This is a genomic window from Dyella sp., from assembly GCF_035503745.1.
Lineage (GTDB): Bacteria > Pseudomonadota > Gammaproteobacteria > Xanthomonadales > Rhodanobacteraceae > Dyella_B.
Genome location: NZ_DATJTC010000042.1, coordinates 118,227 through 135,427, shown reverse-complemented (window position 1 = coordinate 135,427; position 17,201 = coordinate 118,227). Strand labels below are relative to the sequence as shown.

Annotated in this window: 15 protein-coding genes and 1 riboswitch; of the genes, 11 read left to right on the top strand and 4 right to left on the bottom strand. The window is 64.4% G+C overall.

Translation table 11 applies throughout. The features are described 5' to 3' along the window. Nucleotides 1-5: 5 nt before the first annotated feature. Entirely contained in the window at nucleotides 6-1,679 is a 1,674-nt protein-coding gene (gene recN, locus VME63_RS16255) for a DNA repair protein RecN (RefSeq protein ID WP_325434401.1), read from the bottom strand. Between the two features lie 151 nt (nucleotides 1,680-1,830). On the opposite strand from recN, the gene hrcA reads away from it, so the two are divergent. The 7 genes from hrcA (at nucleotide 1,831) to VME63_RS16220 (ending at nucleotide 9,484) form a co-directional block, all read left to right on the top strand. Then, a complete protein-coding gene (gene hrcA, locus VME63_RS16250) occupies nucleotides 1,831-2,886 on the top strand; it encodes a heat-inducible transcriptional repressor HrcA (RefSeq protein ID WP_325434400.1) in 1,056 nt (351 codons plus the stop codon). Between the two features lie 80 nt (nucleotides 2,887-2,966). Continuing rightward, a complete protein-coding gene (grpE, locus tag VME63_RS16245; protein ID WP_414648281.1) occupies nucleotides 2,967-3,503 on the top strand; it encodes a nucleotide exchange factor GrpE in 537 nt (178 codons plus the stop codon). Between the two features lie 119 nt (nucleotides 3,504-3,622). Continuing rightward, nucleotides 3,623-5,551, top strand: coding sequence for a molecular chaperone DnaK (dnaK, locus tag VME63_RS16240; protein ID WP_325434399.1), 1,929 nt, complete (start codon nucleotides 3,623-3,625; stop codon nucleotides 5,549-5,551). A gap of 63 nt (nucleotides 5,552-5,614) precedes the next feature. Continuing rightward, complete coding sequence (locus VME63_RS16235; protein WP_325434398.1) at nucleotides 5,615-6,193, top strand: TMEM175 family protein; 579 nt, start codon at nucleotides 5,615-5,617, stop codon at nucleotides 6,191-6,193. Then, nucleotides 6,190-7,308 carry a molecular chaperone DnaJ gene (gene dnaJ, locus VME63_RS16230; protein ID WP_325434397.1) on the top strand — a complete coding sequence of 373 codons (1,119 nt, stop codon included), beginning with the start codon at nucleotides 6,190-6,192 and terminating at the stop codon, nucleotides 7,306-7,308. The genes VME63_RS16235 and dnaJ overlap by 4 nt, the downstream gene beginning before the upstream one ends. A gap of 78 nt (nucleotides 7,309-7,386) precedes the next feature. Beyond that, a complete protein-coding gene (dapB, locus tag VME63_RS16225; protein ID WP_325434396.1) occupies nucleotides 7,387-8,202 on the top strand; it encodes a 4-hydroxy-tetrahydrodipicolinate reductase in 816 nt (271 codons plus the stop codon). A 52-nt stretch (nucleotides 8,203-8,254) separates the two neighbouring features. After that, nucleotides 8,255-8,482, top strand: a riboswitch (yybP-ykoY riboswitch). After that, a complete protein-coding gene (locus tag VME63_RS16220; protein WP_325434395.1) occupies nucleotides 8,483-9,484 on the top strand; it encodes a sodium:calcium antiporter in 1,002 nt (333 codons plus the stop codon). Nucleotides 9,485-9,512: 28 nt separating this feature from the next. On the opposite strand, the gene VME63_RS16215 is transcribed toward VME63_RS16220, so the two are convergent. Then, the gene (locus tag VME63_RS16215; RefSeq protein ID WP_325434394.1) at nucleotides 9,513-10,265 is read right to left on the bottom strand and encodes a tetratricopeptide repeat protein; all 753 of its coding nucleotides are present in this window, start codon (nucleotides 10,263-10,265) and stop codon (nucleotides 9,513-9,515) included. A gap of 62 nt (nucleotides 10,266-10,327) precedes the next feature. Further along, complete coding sequence (locus VME63_RS16210) at nucleotides 10,328-11,023, bottom strand: 2OG-Fe(II) oxygenase (RefSeq protein WP_325434393.1); 696 nt, start codon at nucleotides 11,021-11,023, stop codon at nucleotides 10,328-10,330. 217 nt (nucleotides 11,024-11,240) lie between these two features. Here VME63_RS16210 and carA point away from each other — a divergent pair, with 217 nt between their 5' ends. The 4 genes from carA to VME63_RS16190 are packed head-to-tail and all read left to right on the top strand — an operon-like array spanning nucleotide 11,241 to nucleotide 16,880. Further along, nucleotides 11,241-12,368, top strand: a complete 1,128-nt coding sequence (gene carA, locus VME63_RS16205) for a glutamine-hydrolyzing carbamoyl-phosphate synthase small subunit (protein ID WP_325434392.1) — start codon at nucleotides 11,241-11,243, stop codon at nucleotides 12,366-12,368. A gap of 1 nt (nucleotide 12,369) precedes the next feature. Then, nucleotides 12,370-15,597 (top strand): carbamoyl-phosphate synthase large subunit, encoded by a 3,228-nt coding sequence (gene carB, locus VME63_RS16200; RefSeq protein ID WP_325434391.1) that lies wholly within the window; start codon nucleotides 12,370-12,372, stop codon nucleotides 15,595-15,597. Further along, complete coding sequence (greA, locus tag VME63_RS16195; RefSeq protein WP_325434390.1) at nucleotides 15,594-16,070, top strand: transcription elongation factor GreA; 477 nt, start codon at nucleotides 15,594-15,596, stop codon at nucleotides 16,068-16,070. The genes carB and greA overlap by 4 nt, the downstream gene beginning before the upstream one ends. Nucleotides 16,071-16,118: 48 nt before the next feature. Then, nucleotides 16,119-16,880 (top strand): SDR family oxidoreductase, encoded by a 762-nt coding sequence (locus VME63_RS16190; RefSeq protein ID WP_325434389.1) that lies wholly within the window; start codon nucleotides 16,119-16,121, stop codon nucleotides 16,878-16,880. 160 nt (nucleotides 16,881-17,040) lie between these two features. Here VME63_RS16190 and ykgO read toward each other — a convergent pair whose 3' ends face one another. Continuing rightward, a complete protein-coding gene (ykgO, locus tag VME63_RS16185) occupies nucleotides 17,041-17,166 on the bottom strand; it encodes a type B 50S ribosomal protein L36 (protein WP_115476522.1) in 126 nt (41 codons plus the stop codon). Nucleotides 17,167-17,201: the final 35 nt, after the last annotated feature.

Below are 17,201 nucleotides of genomic sequence, written 5' to 3'. Positions count from 1 at the left end.
GCGCCTCAAACCGCCTGTGCCTGCTCCAGCATCTTTTTCGCATGCGCCCGCGTTTCGCGCGTGATCTCCAAGCCGCCCAGCATGCGCGCCAGTTCGTCGCGGCGTCCTTCGGTGTTCAACGATTCCACGCGCGTCTGCGTGGACTTGCCCTGGCTGTGCTTGCTCACGCGCAAATGCGCATGCCCCTGCGCCGCTACCTGCGGCAGATGCGTCACGCACAGCACCTGGCAGCGCGCGCCCAACGCGCGCAGTTTTTGTCCCACCACCTCGGCCACTGCGCCGCCGATGCCGGTATCGACTTCGTCAAAGACCATGCAGCCAATGGTGTCCTTGCCGAGCGTGGCCACTTCGATCGCCAGGCTGATGCGCGCCAGCTCGCCGCCGGAGGCGACCTTGCGCAAGGCGCGCGGCGGCTGGCCGGGATTGGCGCTGACCAGCAGCTCGCAGCGTTCGCGGCCTTGAGGATCCGGGTCGCCGCCTTCGGCCGGTTCCAGCGCTATGTCCAGCACGCCGCCCGCCATGCCCAGTTCGCCCATCAGGGCGCTGACTTCCTTGCCCAGGCGCTTGGCGGCGGCTTGGCGAGTCTTGCTCAACGCTTCGGCGAGTTTGGCGTAATCGCGCTGCAGCTGTTCGCGCTGCGCGGACAGCCGTTCGAGCGCTTCGCCAGCGTTTTCCAGCTCGCTCAGCTCGACGTGCAGTGCGGCGCGCTTGTCGTCGAGTTCGGCGACGGGGACGCGATGCTTGCGCGAGAGTTCGTGCAAGCGGGTGAGGTGGGTGTCCACTTCGGCGTAGCGCTCGGGGTCGAGGTCGAGATCCTGCGCGTAGTGCTCCAGCCCGTCGACGGCTTCGTTGAGTTGGATCTGCGCGTTGTCGAGCAGTTCGAGCATCGGCGCCAGGCGTTCGTCGAGCGCGGCGAGGCGGCCGAGTTCGGCATGCGCGCGCCCCAGCGACTGGCGCAGCGCCAATTCGCTGTCGCCGTCGAGCAACTCGACCACGCCGGTGATGCCTTCGGTGAGCTTGCCGGCGTTGGCCAGGCGCTTGTGGCTGGCCTCCAGTTCGGCGAGCTGGGTGGGCGCAAGCGCCCATTTTTCCAGTTCGCCCAATTCGTGGCGCAGCAGTTCCAGGCGATGGCCGCGGTCGTCGCCGCCGCTGAGCTTGCGAATGCGCGCGCCCAGCTCGCGCCATTGCTGCGCAAGATCGCGCACTTCGCCGACGCGCGTTTCGTTTTCGGCATAGGCGTCGAGCAGATTGAGCTGATGCGCGCGCTCCAGCAGCGCCTGGTGCTCGTGCTGGCCGTGGATCTCCACCAGCAGTGCGGCCAGGTCGGCCATCTGGCCGATGGTGGCGGGGCGGCCGTTGATCCAGGCGCGTGAGCTGCCCTCGGCGCGGATGACGCGGCGCAGCTGGCAGGCGCCGTCTTCGTCCAGCTCCTCGCGCTTGAGCCAGTCTTGCGCTTGGGGCAGCCCTTTGAGGTCGAACTCGGCCACCAGCTCGGCGCGGTCGCTGCCGGCGCGCACCATGTTGCTGTCGGCGCGCGCGCCGGCCAGCAGCATCAGGGCATCGACCAGCAGCGACTTGCCCGCGCCGGTCTCCCCGCTGACCACGGTCAGGCCCGGACCGAAGGCGATATCGGCTTCTTCGACGACGGCGAGATGGCGGACGTACAGGGAAGTGAGCATGTGCGAGGGCGGCAGTGGTTCGCGGAATTGTAAGGGGAGGGGCAGGCGCTGAGTAGCGAGGCGGCCGGGCAGGCCGCCGCCGGGGTCCCATTTCTTGCATTCTCCCGTCCCAAACCTTATTTGTTTAGCGTCTCACGGACTGCCACAGCGCATGCGAAACCAACAGGGCCACGAACTGGACATCCGCGCGCGGCGTTTGCTGCGCACGTTGATCGCGCAATATCTTGCCGACGGCGAGCCGGTGGGGTCGCGCACGCTGTCGCGCTCGTCGGGCCTGGACGTCAGCCCGGCGACCATCCGCAACATCATGGCGGACCTCGAAGAAGCGGGGCTGGTGGCCTCCCCCCACACTTCCGCCGGTCGCATCCCGACCCCACGCGGGCTGCGCCTGTTCGTGGACAGCCTGATCGAGCTGCAGCCGCTGCCGCAGGACGACATCGTGCGCCTGCAGCGCGAGCTTCCGCCGGGCCCTTCCACGGCGCGCGACCTCGTCGGCAACGCCTCGGCCCTTTTGTCGGCGATGACCCATTTCGCCGGTGTGGTCACCGTGCCGCGGCAGACCGATTTCCCGCTGCGCCACATCGATTTCGTGGCGCTGCCCGATGCGCGGGTGCTGGTGATCCTGGTGTTTTCGGACAACCAGGTGCAAAACCGCGTGATCCAGTTGGCAAGGCCCCTGGACGGACGCGAGCTGGAGCAGGCGGCCAATTACATCAACGAGCATTTCGTGGGCCTGCGCGTGGACGATATCCGCGCGCACCTTTTGCGCGAACTGCGCGAAGCCAGCAGCGAGCTGCACAGGATGCTGTCCAGCGCGGTGGAACTGGCGGCCGCCTCGTTCGCCCCGCAGAGCGAAGACGTTTTGATCAGCGGCCAGACCAACCTGATGTCCTATTCGGAACTGGCCAACCTGGATCGCCTGCGCGAGCTGTTCGAGGCGTTCCAGAAGAAAAACGAGCTGCTGCAACTGATGGAAGTCTGCGCCAGGGCGCCGGGCGTGCGATTATTCATCGGTGAGGAGTCGGGGTTCGCCGCGCTGGATGGCTGCAGCGTCGTCACCGCCAGCTACGGTGCCCAGGGTCGGTTGCTGGGCGCGGTGGGCGTGATCGGCCCGACCCGGATGGCATACGAGCGGGTGATTCCCGTGGTGCAGGCCACCGCCGGGTTGTTGAGCGAAGCCTTGAATAGGGCCGCCACGGCCTTATAAAACGCCTCGGGAGGCGGGTTTGCCCGCGAATTTTGATGGTCGGCAGTCGCTGCCGGCCCGGACGATGTTTGGAGTTATTCATGCACAACAGCGATTCACCGTCGCCGACCGATATGCCGGAAAACAGCGCGCAAAACGCGCCGCCGGGGCAGGAGGTGGAGGCACTCAAGGCCAGGCTCGCCGAGCTGGAGGCGAACAACCGGGAACTGCGCGATACCGTGCTGCGCGAAAAGGCCGAGCTGGAAAACCAGCGCCGCCGCCTGCATCGCGACCTGGAGCAGGCCCGCCGCTTCGCCAACGAGAAGCTGCTGAACGACCTGTTGCCTGTCTATGACGGCCTGGAGCGCGGCCTGGCGGTCGAAGGCGGCGATGTGAACGCGATGCGCGAGGGCATGAGCCTCACGCTGAAGGAATTGCTGCGCGTTGCGGGCAACAACGGCCTGGTGCAGGTCGATCCGCTGGATCAGCCGCTTGATCCGGAGCGCCATCACGCCGTGAGCATGGTCGAGGCGCCGGGCAAGGCCCCGGGCACCGTCGTTACCGTGCTGCAGAAAGGCTATGTGTTGAACGATCGATTGTTGCGTCCGGCACTGGTGGCCGTGGCCAAGGACGACTGAACGGCACCTGTAATTTCAGAACTGCGGGGTTCAGCTGGTATTGAACGATTTTTAGCGCAACCCCATCTGCTAGTCATTCGCGGCTGAGGGGCCGCCACACGAGATTCCGGAGCACACACATGGGCAAGATCATTGGCATTGACCTGGGCACGACCAATTCGTGCGTCGCCATCATGGATGGCAGTACCACCAAAGTTATCGAGAATTCCGAAGGCGATCGCACCACCCCGTCGATCGTGGCCTTCACCAAGGACGGCGAAGTGCTGGTCGGCGCGCCGGCCAAGCGCCAGAGCGTCACCAATCCAAAGAACACCTTCTACGCGGTCAAGCGCCTGATCGGGCGCAAGTTCACCGACGCCGAAGTGCAGAAAGACCTGCACATCGTCCCCTACGGCATCGTCGCGCACGAAAACGGCGACGCCTGGGTGCAGACGGCCGACGGCAAGAAGATGGCACCGCAGGAAATTTCCGCCAAGGTGCTGATGAAAATGAAGAAGACCGCCGAAGACTATCTCGGCGAGACAGTCACCGAAGCGGTGATCACGGTGCCGGCCTACTTCAACGATAGCCAGCGCCAGGCGACCAAGGACGCCGGCAAGATCGCCGGCCTGGAAGTCAAGCGCATCATCAACGAGCCGACCGCGGCCGCGCTGGCCTATGGCCTGGACAAGAAGGGCGGCGACCGCAAGATCGCCGTGTACGACCTTGGTGGCGGCACCTTCGACGTGTCGATCATCGAGATCGCCGAAGTCGACGGCGAGAAACAGTTCGAAGTGCTGGCCACCAACGGCGATACGTTCCTGGGCGGCGAAGACTTCGACATGCGCGTCATCGATTACCTGATCGAGGAATTCAAGAAGGACCAGGGCATCGACCTGCGCAAGGATCCGCTGGCGCTGCAGCGCCTGAAGGACGCCGCCGAGCGCGCGAAGATCGAGCTGTCGTCCTCGCACCAGACCGAAGTGAACTTGCCCTACGTCACCGCCGACGCTTCCGGTCCCAAGCACCTGAACATCAAGCTTACCCGCGCCAAGCTCGAAGCGCTGGTGGAAGACCTGGTGAAGAAAACCATCGAACCTTGCCGCACCGCGCTCAACGACGCGGGCCTGCGCGTGTCCGACATCGACGAAGTGATCCTCGTCGGCGGCCAGACCCGCATGCCCAAGGTGCAGGAGTCGGTGAAGGATTTCTTCGGCAAGGAACCGCGCAAGGACGTCAACCCGGATGAAGCCGTTGCCGTCGGCGCAGCCATCCAGGGCGGCGTGCTGGGCGGTACGGTCAAGGATGTGCTGCTGCTGGACGTCACCCCGCTGTCGCTGGGCATCGAAACCATGGGCGGCGTGATGACCAAGCTGATCGAGAAGAACACCACCGTGCCGACCAAGGCCTCGCAGGTGTTCTCCACCGCCGACGACAACCAGACCGCCGTGACCGTGCACGTGCTGCAGGGTGAACGCGATCGCGCTAGCGCCAACAAGTCGCTGGGCAAGTTCGATCTGGCCGGCATCGAGCCGGCGCCGCGCGGCATGCCGCAGATCGAGGTCACCTTCGACATCGACGCCAACGGCATCCTGCACGTGTCGGCCAAGGACAAGAAAACCGGCAAGGAACAGCGCATCGAGATCAAGGCCGGTTCCGGCCTGTCCGAAGCTGAAATCCAGCGCATGGTCGCCGACGCCGAAGCCAACAAAGAAGAAGACCGCAAGTTCCAGGAACTGGTCGGTACGCGCAACAAGGCTGACCAGCTGGTGCACGCCACGCGCAGCGCCTTGAAGGATCACGGCGGCAAGGTGCCCGGTCAGCTGAGCGAAATCGAAGGCGCGCTGTCGGAACTGGAAAAGGTCAAGGACGGCGACGACAAGGCCGCCATCGAAGCGAAGATCAGCAAGCTCGAACAGGTGGCGCAGTCGCTTTACGCCGCCGCGCAGGGCGGCCCCGCCGATGCCGGCGCGCAGCCGCACGGCGCAGGCCCCGGCGCCTCGGCACATGCCGATGACGTGGTCGATGCCGAGTTCACGGAAGTGAAGAACGACGGCAAGTCGGCCTGATCCGTTGTATGGTTGGAGCAGCGAGCGCCTTTCGGGGCGCTCGTTGTCGTTGGAGGGGATGCGATGGAAAAGGGGCGGCTCGAAGCCTTCAGTGATGGCGTATTGGCCATCATCATTACGATCATGGTGCTGGAACTGAAGGTGCCGCACGGCGACGGCTGGGATGTTCTGTTGCCGCAATGGCCGGTGTTTCTGAGCTACGTGCTGAGCTTCATTTATGTCGGCATCTACTGGAACAACCACCACCACTTCCTGCATGCCGCCGAGAAGGTCAATGGCGGGGTGCTGTGGGCCAACCTCAACTTGCTGTTCTGGCTGTCGCTGATGCCGGTGGCGACGGGTTGGATGGGCGAGAACCATTTCGCACGCCTGCCGGTGGCGCTCTACGGCGTGGTGCTGCTGATGAGCGCGATCGCATGGATGCCGCTCCAGTATTGCCTGATCGCGGCCAACGGCGGTCCCGATTCCCTGCTGGCGCAGGCGGTGGGCCGCGACTGGAAAGGCAAGCTGGCCGCCACCATGTACCTCATTGGCATCCTGTTGGCGTTCCTGGCGCCGTGGGTGTCGTGTCTACTTTATGCCACGGTGGCAGCGATCTGGTTCATTCCCGATCGGCGCATCGAATCGCGGATCCTGAAATGAGCAAGCGTGACTACTACGAAATCCTGGGCGTCGAACGAACCGTTACCGAAGGGGATCTGAAAAAATCCTTCCGCCGCCTGGCCATGAAATACCATCCGGACCGCTGCCCGGACGATCCGCACGCGCAGGAAAAATTCAAGGAGGCCAAGGAAGCCTACGAAGTGCTGGCCGACGGGCAGAAACGCGCGATGTACGACCAGTACGGCCACGCCGCCTTCGAGGGCGGCATGGGCGGCCGCGGTGGCGCCGGGTTCGGCGACATGGGCGATATCTTCGGGGACATCTTCGGCGACATTTTCGGCGGCGGCCGTGGACGGGCGCGCCGTGGCGCGGATCTGCGCTACATCATGGAGCTGGATCTGGAAGAAGCCGTGTTCGGCGCCGAGAAGAAGTTCGACGTACCCACCCAGGTCAATTGCCATCACTGCAACGGCAGCGGCTCGGACGACGGCAAGACCGTGACCTGCAAGACCTGCCAGGGTCATGGCCGGGTGCGCATGCAGAACGGCATTTTCTCCATCCAGCAGGCCTGCCCGCATTGCGGCGGCAGCGGCCGGATGATCGAGAAGCCGTGCAAGCAATGCCATGGCGAAGGGCGCCTGGAGGAAACGCGCACGCTGTCGGTACGCATTCCCGCAGGCGTGGACAACGGCGATCGCATTCGCCTGACCGGACAGGGCGAAGCGGGCCCCGCCGGCACCGAGGCGGGCGATCTGTACGTGGAAGTGCGCGTGCGCGAGCACGACATTTTCCAGCGCGACGGCAACAATCTTTACTGCGAACTGCCGATCCGTTTCGCCCAGGCCGCATTGGGCGCGGAGCTGCAGGTGCCGACGCTCGACGGCGAAGTCTCCATCGTGATTCCTCCCGAAACACAGACCGGGCAGCAATTCACGCTGCGCGGACGCGGTGTCAAATCCGTGCGCGGTGGCCGCACCGGCGACCTGGTCTGCCGCGTGGTGGTGGAAACGCCGGTAAGGTTGACGCGCGAGCAGCGCGAACTGCTGGAAAAGCTGGAGGCGACCTTTGCCGATGACGATGCCGACCAACACACACCGCGCGCCAAGACCTGGGTGGATGGCGTCAAGCAGTTCTGGTCGCGCGTGACCTCCTGACGGTCTGGAGCCCGCGCTCGCTGTTGCCACTTAGGGCAAACGCGTTAACCTGTTCCGGTTAATTCCGGGAACATGCGCATGCCTTCTGCCATCCGTCTAGCCATCCATGGTGCCTCCGGCCGCATGGGCAGTGCGCTGCTTGCGCTGGTGCGTCACGACCGGCGCTTTGAGCTTGTACGGGCGGTGGTTTCAGCCGGATCGGCCTACGATGGCACGCCGCTGTTCGGCGAGTTGTCCACCTCGCTGCGCTATGCGCATGGCTGGGATGCGGCGCAGGCGATCGACGTGGTGGTCGATTTCAGCGGGCCGGAAGGGCTTTCCTCCGCACTGGCGTATTGCACGCAACATGGCGTTGCCTTGGTGACCGGTACCACCGGCATCGACCCGGCGCTGGACGCGCGCCTGGCCGACGCCCAGAAGCACATTCCCGTGCTGCGCGCGGCAAATTTCAGTCTTGGCGTTGCAGTCCTTGCGCGCCTGTTGCGCCAGGCTGCGGCAGCGCTGCCGGACTGGGATCTGGAAATCATCGAGACGCACCACGGCCGCAAGGAAGATGCACCGTCCGGCACCGCCCTTGCGTTGGGGCACGCTGCCGCTCAGGCGCGGGGAACCACGCTGGAGAAAGACGGCGTCTATGTGCGCGAAGGGCGCCCGGGTGCGCGCCGGCAAGGCAGCATCGGATTCGCGGTGGTGCGTGGCGGCGATGTGGTGGGCGAGCACACCGCCTTGCTGCTGGGGCAGGGTGAACGGGTCGAATTGAGCCATCGCGCAACCGACCGCTCGATCTTCGCGCGCGGCGCGCTGGAAGCGGCGGCGTGGCTGGTCGGGCGCAAGCCGGGCGCCTATGCCATCGATGATTTGCTGCTGGAGCGGCAGGCAAAAGCCGTACCCTGACCTTGCCGGGCCGCGTGCAGGTTGTCGTGCTGCAGGGCCGCTTGTACCATGGCCGCATTACCCATTGGGGAGTAGCCATTCCTGGTCGCGAGCGCGCTGTCGCCCGTGTGTTGGGAAATCCGTGTCAACACACTTGAAGCGTCCGCTTCATGGCACGGATGGTTATCGCAGGCGTCCGCCTTGCGATGGTCCGGCGAGACCTTTGGCCACCGCGACTCACCCGGCCGGGCGAGCATCGTGCGTGTGCCATCGGTTTTCGCTCGCCTGGCCAAGGAAATCCATGCTCATCACGACGGTGTTGTTTCTGCTTTCGGCCGGGGTCATCTACCTGGCCTGCGAGTATTTCGTCAACGGTGTCGAATGGCTGGGACAGAAGCTCAATGTCGGCGCCACGGCCACCGGTACGGTGCTGGCCGCGTTCGGCACTGCATTGCCGGAAAGCGCGGTGACGTTCGTCGCGGTGATTCTGGGGCGCTCGCCGCAGGTGCGCGATATCGGCGTGGGAGCCGCGCTCGGCGGGCCGCTGGTGCTGGCTACGGTTGCCTATGCGGTGGTCGGGGTGGCCTTATGGAGCAACCGGCGCAGACTGGCGCGCGCGGACAATTGCGTGCGCGTCGACGATAAGCGGTTGGCGCGCGATCAGTTCTGGTTTCTTTCCATCTTTGTCGTGAAGTGCGCGCTTGGCTTGGTCGCCTTTGCGTTCAAGCCGTGGCTTGGCGCACTGTTTCTGCTTGCCTACGGTTTTTACGTGTGGCGCGAGTTGCGCGATGCCGACGCCAGTTCCGAGGAGGACGTGCTCGAACCGCTGAAATTCCAGCCGCGCGCGGCGACGCCATCGCTCATCGCCGTGCTCGCGCAAACGACGCTGGCACTGTTGTTGATTGCATATGCCTCGCATGTCTTCGTGTTGCAGATCCAGACTATCGGCGTGGCCATGCACTTGCCGCCGCATCTGGTCGCACTGGTCTTGAGCCCGGTGGCGACGGAACTGCCGGAGACCATGAACGCGCTGATCTGGGTGCGCCAGGGCAAGGAGCGCCTGGCGTTGGCCAACATTTCCGGTGCGATGATGATTCAGGCCACCATTCCCAGCGCCTTGGCGCTGTTCGCCACGCCGTGGATGTTCGACGCGCCGTTGATCGTGGCCGGTGTCGTGACGATGGCCGCGATCGCGTTTCTGATGTGGTTGTTTCGCCGCGGCCGGGTTGATGCGCGCATGTTGCTGCCGGCCGGCGGTTTGTATGCGGTGTTCGCCGCCTATGTGTTCTGGCACCTGGCCTGATCGCCACCGGCGCAAGCGCGGCTTGCAATCAGGAATCGCCGATGCGGGAGAGTTCCAACTGTGCCGCCTTCAGCCACTGCTGTTCCTTGCGGCGGTAGTAGCCGGGCATCAATCTGGCGCGCTTGAGTTGCGCTTGCAGAACGTTGCGCGCCTCGTCCAGATGCTGATGGCGCGCGAGCAGGCGGCCATAACGGAAGCGGCCTTCCTCGCCCGGATAGCTGTCGGCGAGCACGCGGTATTCCTCAAGCGCCGCCTCGGTTTCGCCCAACTCCTCCAGGCAGCGCGCGTACAGCAGGTGGCCGTCGCTGGATTTGTAATGGGGGTTGGCCTGGATCAACGCATCCAGCGTGGCGCGCGCCTGGGCATACTGTTCGCCACCGGCCTGTGCCTGGGCGAGTCCGAGCATGAAATGCGGATCGGTGGCGTAAAGGCCGGTCAGCAAACCCTGGTAGAGTTCCTGCGCATTGGCGAAGTCGCCTTGCTGCAGGCATTCGTCGGCAAGCTTGCGGCGATTGTCGACGGTGTTGCTCAGCTCCAGCTGTCGCATGAGTTCGCGCCGGCGGCGCTGCGGATCGATGACCTTCATGGCCTGGCGGGCGACCTTGTGCCCGCCGGGGTTGCGGCGCAGGTCGGGAATCACGGCGATCAGCACGTAAACCGCCACGGCCAGGTACGACCCGAGCAGCAACAGCCAGATCCAGTACAGCGGGCGTCCGCTGCGCACCACGTGCACGGCGCAGGCGACCTGCAAGGCCAGGGACAGCAGAAACACCAGTGACATGGCTTCTCCCGAGGCGATCGAAGCGGCGATGTTACGCGATGGGCCGGCGAACGGGGAGGCGGTCAGTCCTTGTGCGCGGCGTTGCGGTCGCGGCCGGCGCCAAGCTTGCGGTCGAGCACGCCGAACAGCTTCTTGAACGTTCGGGAGAATTTGCCGCGCTTGGTCTTGCGCAGCTTTTCCTCTTCGCTGGTCAGCCACGCTACCTGGATCACGCGCCGTTCGCCCTCGTAGGGTAGATGCCCGTGGAAGGAATTCTCGCAGCGCTTGAACACTGCGAACTCGCCGTACAGCGGCTTGAGTTCCGGCGCGGCCAGGTCGTCGATGTTGTCGATGCGGTTGAGAAAACGCAGGCAGCCGTCGCTGGTGTCCGGCCACTGGGTGTTCAGATAGAGCAGGGCGGTGGCGACCTTGGAGCGGCTGTCGGTGTGGATGGTGCCATGGCGCTTGTTCAGTGCGCGGCACAGCGTTACCAGGGTGGGATATTGGCCCAGGTTCTCGATGCCCAGGTAGCGGCCGATGGCGCTGGCGAACTGCGGCGTGGTCATTTGCGCCACCAGGGCGTTGACCGAAGGGCCACAGTCGATGGGGTCGTAGGGGAAGAAACCGGCGCTGGCGTACTTGGGGAAATCCCGCTCCAGCTCACCGCGTGCCTCATCGGGCAATTGGCCGTGCGCGATCATGAACGGGAAGGGGGTTTCCCGTACGTCCGTGTCTGGGCGGTCGAGTCGGATGGGATCCAGCAGGACGTTCGCATTCATGAAGTTTGGCAAGTTCCCTGGCTAAGTGGCTGTCAGTCTAGCGCGAGGCCGGCTGACGTGCTGCGGAACGGATTGGGCTTTCACCATCCGTTCCGGGTGGACAGAAAGCGCGTTGCCGCCTATCATTTCAACCCGCCCGAGACTTTCCTTGACCCAAGGTCCACAAGCCTGCTTTGCCGCGGCTTGCGGACCTTGCTGCACCTAAAAGGCGGCCCCCATGCCCATTCCCGCTCTGCTTGCCCTCGAAGACGGCAGCGTGTTCCACGGCCACGCCGTAGGCGCGACTGGCGAAACTGTTGGCGAGGTTGTATTCAACACAGCGATGACGGGCTATCAGGAGATCCTTACCGATCCCTCCTATGCCCGCCAGATCGTCACCCTCACCTATCCCCACATCGGCAACACCGGCTGCAACGCCGAGGACGCCGAATCGGCCCATGTGCATACCGCCGGCCTGATCGTGCGCGACGTACCGCGCCGGGCCAGCAACTGGCGCAGCACCGAAAGCCTGCCCGATTACTTGAAGCGCCACGGTATCGTGGCCATCGCCGGCATCGACACGCGCCGCCTCACGCGCCTCCTGCGCGACAAGGGCGCGTTGAACGGCTGCATCGTGGCTGGCGAATCGTTGGACGCCGAGGCCGCGCTGGCCAAGGCGCGCGCCTTTCCGGGCCTCAACGGCATGGACCTGGCCAAGGTGGTCAGCGTCGACAAGCCCTATAGCTGGAACGAAGGCAGCTACGACCTCGATCGCACCGCCTTCAACCAGCCGGCCAAGCGCTTCAAGGTAGTGGCCTATGACTATGGCGTGAAAAGCAACATCCTGCGCCTGCTCGCCGAGCGCGGTTGCGAGATCACGGTGGTGCCGGCGCAGACGGCCGCCGCCGAGGTGCTGGCGATGAAGCCCGATGGCGTGTTTCTCTCCAACGGCCCCGGCGATCCGGCGGCCTGCGACTATGCCATTGCCGCCACGCGCCAATTGCTCGACGCGAAGATTCCGTTGTTCGGCATCTGCCTAGGTCACCAGATCATGGGCGCGGCGCTCGGCGCGCGGACGCTGAAGATGAAGTTCGGCCACCATGGCGCCAACCATCCGGTGAAGGATCACGACGACGGCCGCGTGCTGATTACCTCGCAAAATCACGGCTTCGCGGTGGACGCGGCCACGCTGCCCGCCAACGTGCGCATCACCCATACCTCGCTGTTCGACGGCTCCCTGCAGGGCTTTGCGCTCACCGACCGCCCCGCGTTCTGCTTCCAGGGACATCCGGAGGCAAGCCCCGGGCCGCAGGACATCGGTTATCTGTTCGACCGTTTCGCCACGCTGATGCAGGAGGCCCGCTGAGATGGCCAAACGTACCGATATCAAAAGCATCCTCATCATCGGCGCCGGCCCGATCGTCATCGGCCAGGCCTGCGAGTTCGATTACTCCGGCGCGCAGGCATGCAAGGCGCTCAAGGAAGAGGGCTACCGCGTCATCTTGGTGAACTCCAACCCCGCCACCATCATGACCGACCCGGAGACGGCCGACGCCGTCTACATCGAGCCGATCAACTGGCAGACAGTGGAGCGCATCATCGCCAAGGAACGTCCGGATGCGGTGCTGCCGACCATGGGCGGCCAGACCGGCCTCAACTGCGCGCTGGACCTCGCCGATCATGGCGTACTGGAAAAGTACGGCGTGGAACTGATCGGCGCCTCGCGCGAAGCGATCCGCATGGCCGAAGACCGCGAGCTGTTCCGTGTGGCAATGGCCGAAATCGGCCTGGAGTGCCCCAAGGCCGCGGTCGCGCGATCGTTCGAACAGGCGGTGGAGATCCAAACCACCGTGGGCTATCCGACCATCATCCGTCCCAGCTTCACGCTTGGCGGATCGGGCGGCGGCATTGCCTACAACCGCGAAGAATTCGAAGAGATCGTCAAGCGCGGGCTGGAGCTGTCGCCGGTGCATGAAGTGCTGGTCGAGGAATCCGTGCTCGGCTGGAAGGAATTCGAGATGGAAGTCGTCCGCGACAAGGCGGACAACTGCATCATCGTGTGCTCGATCGAGAATCTCGATCCGATGGGGGTGCACACCGGCGACTCGATCACCGTGGCGCCCGCGCAAACGCTCACCGACAAGGAATACCAGCGCCTGCGCGATGCCTCCATCGCCGTGCTGCGCAAGATCGGCGTGGATACCGGCGGTTCCAACGTGCAGTTCGGCGTGAATGCCGAGACCGGCCGCGTGGTGGTGATCGAAATGAATCCGCGCGTGTCGCGTTCGTCGGCGCTGGCCTCCAAGGCCACCGGCTTCCCGATCGCCAAGATCGCGGCCAAGCTTGCGGTGGGCTACACGCTGGATGAACTCAAGAACGACATTACCGGCGGCCGCACTCCGGCTTCGTTCGAACCGACCATCGACTATGTCGTCACCAAGATCCCGCGTTTCGCCTTCGAGAAATTTCCGCAGGCCGACGCACGCCTTACCACGCAGATGAAGTCGGTAGGCGAAGTGATGGCGATGGGCCGCAGCTTCCACGAATCCCTGCAAAAGGCGCTGCGCGGGCTGGAGATCGGCAAAACCGGGCTCAATCCGACCGGTTTGGACATCGGCACCGAAAGCGGGCTGGCCACGCTCAAGCGCGAGTTGCGCGAGCCGCGCCCGGATCGCGTGTTCCATCTGGCCGATGCATTCCGTGCGGGGCTGACGCTGGAAGAAGTGTACGACCTGAGCCGCGTCGATCCGTGGTTCCTCGCCGCCTTCGAAGACATCGTGCTGACCGAGAAAGACGTGCGCGAGCAAGGTCTCACCGCGCTCGACGCGCCGCGCATGCGCGAGTTGAAGCGCCTGGGTTTCTCCGATGCGCGCCTGGCCGAGCTCACCAGCACCGATGAAGCGGCCATCCGCCATCTGCGCCGCACGCTGGGCGTGCGTCCGGTATACAAGCGCGTGGATTCCTGCGCTGCGGAATTTGCCACCACCACGGCATACATGTACTCGACCTACGAGGAAGAGTGCGAAGCCAATCCCACCGACCGCGACAAGATCATCGTGCTCGGCGGCGGCCCGAACCGCATCGGGCAGGGCATCGAGTTCGACTATTGCTGCGTGCACGCCGCGCTGGCGCTGCGCGAAGACGGGTTCGAGACCATCATGGTCAACTGCAACCCCGAAACCGTATCCACCGACTATGACACCTCCGACCGCCTGTACTTCGAGCCGCTGACGCTGGAAGACGTGCTGGAAATCGTCGATCTGGAAAAGCCCAGGGGCGTGATCGTGCAGTACGGCGGCCAGACGCCGCTCAAGCTCGCGCGCGCGCTCGAAGCGGCCGGCGCGCCGATCATCGGCACCTCGCCCGATTCGATCGACCTGGCTGAAGACCGCGAGCGCTTCCAGCAGATGATCGCCAAGCTCGGCCTCACGCAGCCGCCAAACCGCACCGCGCGCAACGCCGACGAAGCGCTGGCGCTGGCACGCGAGATCGGCTATCCGCTGGTCGTGCGTCCCAGCTACGTGCTGGGTGGCCGCGCGATGGAAGTGGTGTACGACGATGCCGACCTGTCGCGCTACATCCGCGAAGCGGTGCAGGTGTCCAACGATTCGCCGGTACTGCTGGATCGCTTCCTCGATCACGCGGTCGAAGTGGATGTGGACGTCATCGCCGACACCACCGGCAACGTGCTGGTTGGCGGCATCATGGAGCACATCGAGGAAGCGGGCGTGCACTCGGGCGATTCGTCCTGCTCGCTGCCGCCGTATTCGCTTGCGCCGGCGATCCAGGACGAACTGCGCCGCCAGGTCGCGCTGATGGCCAAGGAGCTGAAAGTCGTCGGCCTGATGAATACGCAGTTCGCCATCCAGGGCGATACCGTGTTCATTCTGGAAGTGAACCCGCGTGCGTCGCGCACGGTGCCGTTCGTGTCCAAGGCCACCGGCGTTGCGCTGGCCAAGATCGCCGCACGCTGCATGGCCGGGCGCAGCCTGGCAGAGCAGGGCACCACGCGCGAAATCATTCCCAGCTACTACTCGGTGAAGGAAGCGATCTTCCCGTTCCTCAAGTTCCAGAACGTCGATCCGATCCTGGGTCCGGAAATGCGCTCCACCGGCGAAGTGATGGGCGTGGGCCGCAGTTTCGGTGCCGCGTTCGCGCGCGGCCACGACGCCGCCGGAATCAAGACGCCGCCCAAGGGCAAGGTGTTCGTGTCGGTGCGCGATGCCGACAAGGATCGCCTGCTGCCGATCGCCAAGGACATTGCATCGCGCGGCTTCAGCCTCGTGGCAACCGCCGGTACCTCCACCTATCTCAGCGGCCATGGCGTGCCATGCGAGCGCATCAACAAGGTGCTTGAAGGCCGCCCGCATATCGTGGACCTGATCAAGAACGGCGAGATCGTCTACATTGTCAATACCACCGAGGGCAAGCAGGCGATCGCCGACTCGTTCTCGATCCGGCGCGAAGCGCTGCAGCATCGCGTTACCTATTCCACCACCGTTGCAGGCGCGCGCGCGCTGGTCCACTCGCTGGATTTCCACGACACCGGCGAAGTGCATAGCCTGCAGGAACTTCACAAGGAGCTGAGCGCATGAATCGCGCCCCCATCACCAAGGTCGGTTCGGAACGGCTGCGTGGCGAACTCGATCGCTTAAAGTCGGTCGAGCGTCCCAAGATCATTGCGGCGATCGCCGAGGCGCGCGCACACGGCGACCTGAAGGAAAACGCCGAGTACCACGCGGCGCGCGAACAGCAAAGCTTCATCGAAGGCCGCATCGCCGAACTGGAAGCGGCCTTGTCCACCGCCGAAGTGATCGACGTCTCGCGGCTGAGCGCCGGCAGCAAAGTCGTGTTCGGCGCCACCGTGGCGCTGGAGGACGAAGACAGCGGCGAGTCGGTGACGTATCAGATCGTGGGCGACCTGGAGGCGGACATCAAGCAGCGCCTGATCGCCGTATCCTCGCCGATCGCACGCGCGCTGATTGGCAAGAGCGCGGGCGACAGCTTCGAGTTCAAAGCGCCCAACGGAACCAAGCGCTACGAAATCACCAGCGTCAGTTACGATTAAGTCATTGCATGTCATCTACGTCATACGTACAAGATGTGCGTATGACCGGTGGAGAGCATCGACATGACGGATGTTGTTTTGATTACGGGGGCAAGTCGCGGCATTGGTCGTGCGACTGCGAGATTGCTCGGAGCGCGCGGTTATTCGGTAGGCATCAACTTTGTGCGTGACGAAGGCGCCGCGCAGGAAGCCGTCGCTGAAGTGCAGCGCGCCGGGGGCAGGGCGCATGCGATTCGCGGCAATGTCGCCGACGAAAAAGATGTTGTTGCGATGTTCGATACCGTCGAGTCGGCATTCGGGCCCATCGGCGCCCTGGTCAACAATGCAGGTATTGTCGCGCCGTCGCTGCCGCTGGCCGACATCAGCGCGCAACGGCTGAGGCAGGTGTTCGACGTAAACATTCTGGGTGCGTACCTTTGCGCCCGCGAAGCCGCGCGGCGAATGTCGCGGGATCGCGGCGGCAACGGCGGCGCGATCGTCAATGTGTCATCCATCGCGTCGCGGCTCGGTTCGCCGCACGAGTACGTGGATTACGCCGGTTCCAAGGGTGCCATCGATACGATGACGATAGGTCTGGCCAAGGAGCTGGGCGGGCAGGGTGTTCGTGTCAATGCCGTACGCCCTGGGCTTATCGATACGCAGATCCATGCGAGCGGCGGCCGTCCGGATCGTGCCGCCATACTTGGGGCGCAGACGCCGCTGGGCCGCCCGGGAACCGCGGACGAAGTGGCCGAAGCGATCGTATGGCTGTTGAGCGACGCGGCTTCCTACGTCAACGGCGCGCTGCTCGATGTGGGCGCAGGCCGCTAGGGACGCTCTGATTCATTCTTTGCAGGTGTCACCTGCTCTGTCTGTTCGCGGGCCACACCTGCGAAGAATGAATCAGAGCATCCCCAGAGAGACAGGCGTTGCCGTTCGCCCACAAAAAAAGCCGCTATAAAGCGGCTTTTTTAGCGGTTCGCGGCGTTGATCAACGCTGGCGCGCTTTGAAGCGCGGGTTGCTCTTGCAGATCACGAACACTTTGCCGCGGCGGCGCACAACCTTGCAGTCGCGGTGCCGCTGCTTGGCGGTCTTCAAAGAGGAAAGCACCTTCACGGCAGGCTCCTGGAACGAAATGGGTCGAAGAAAGC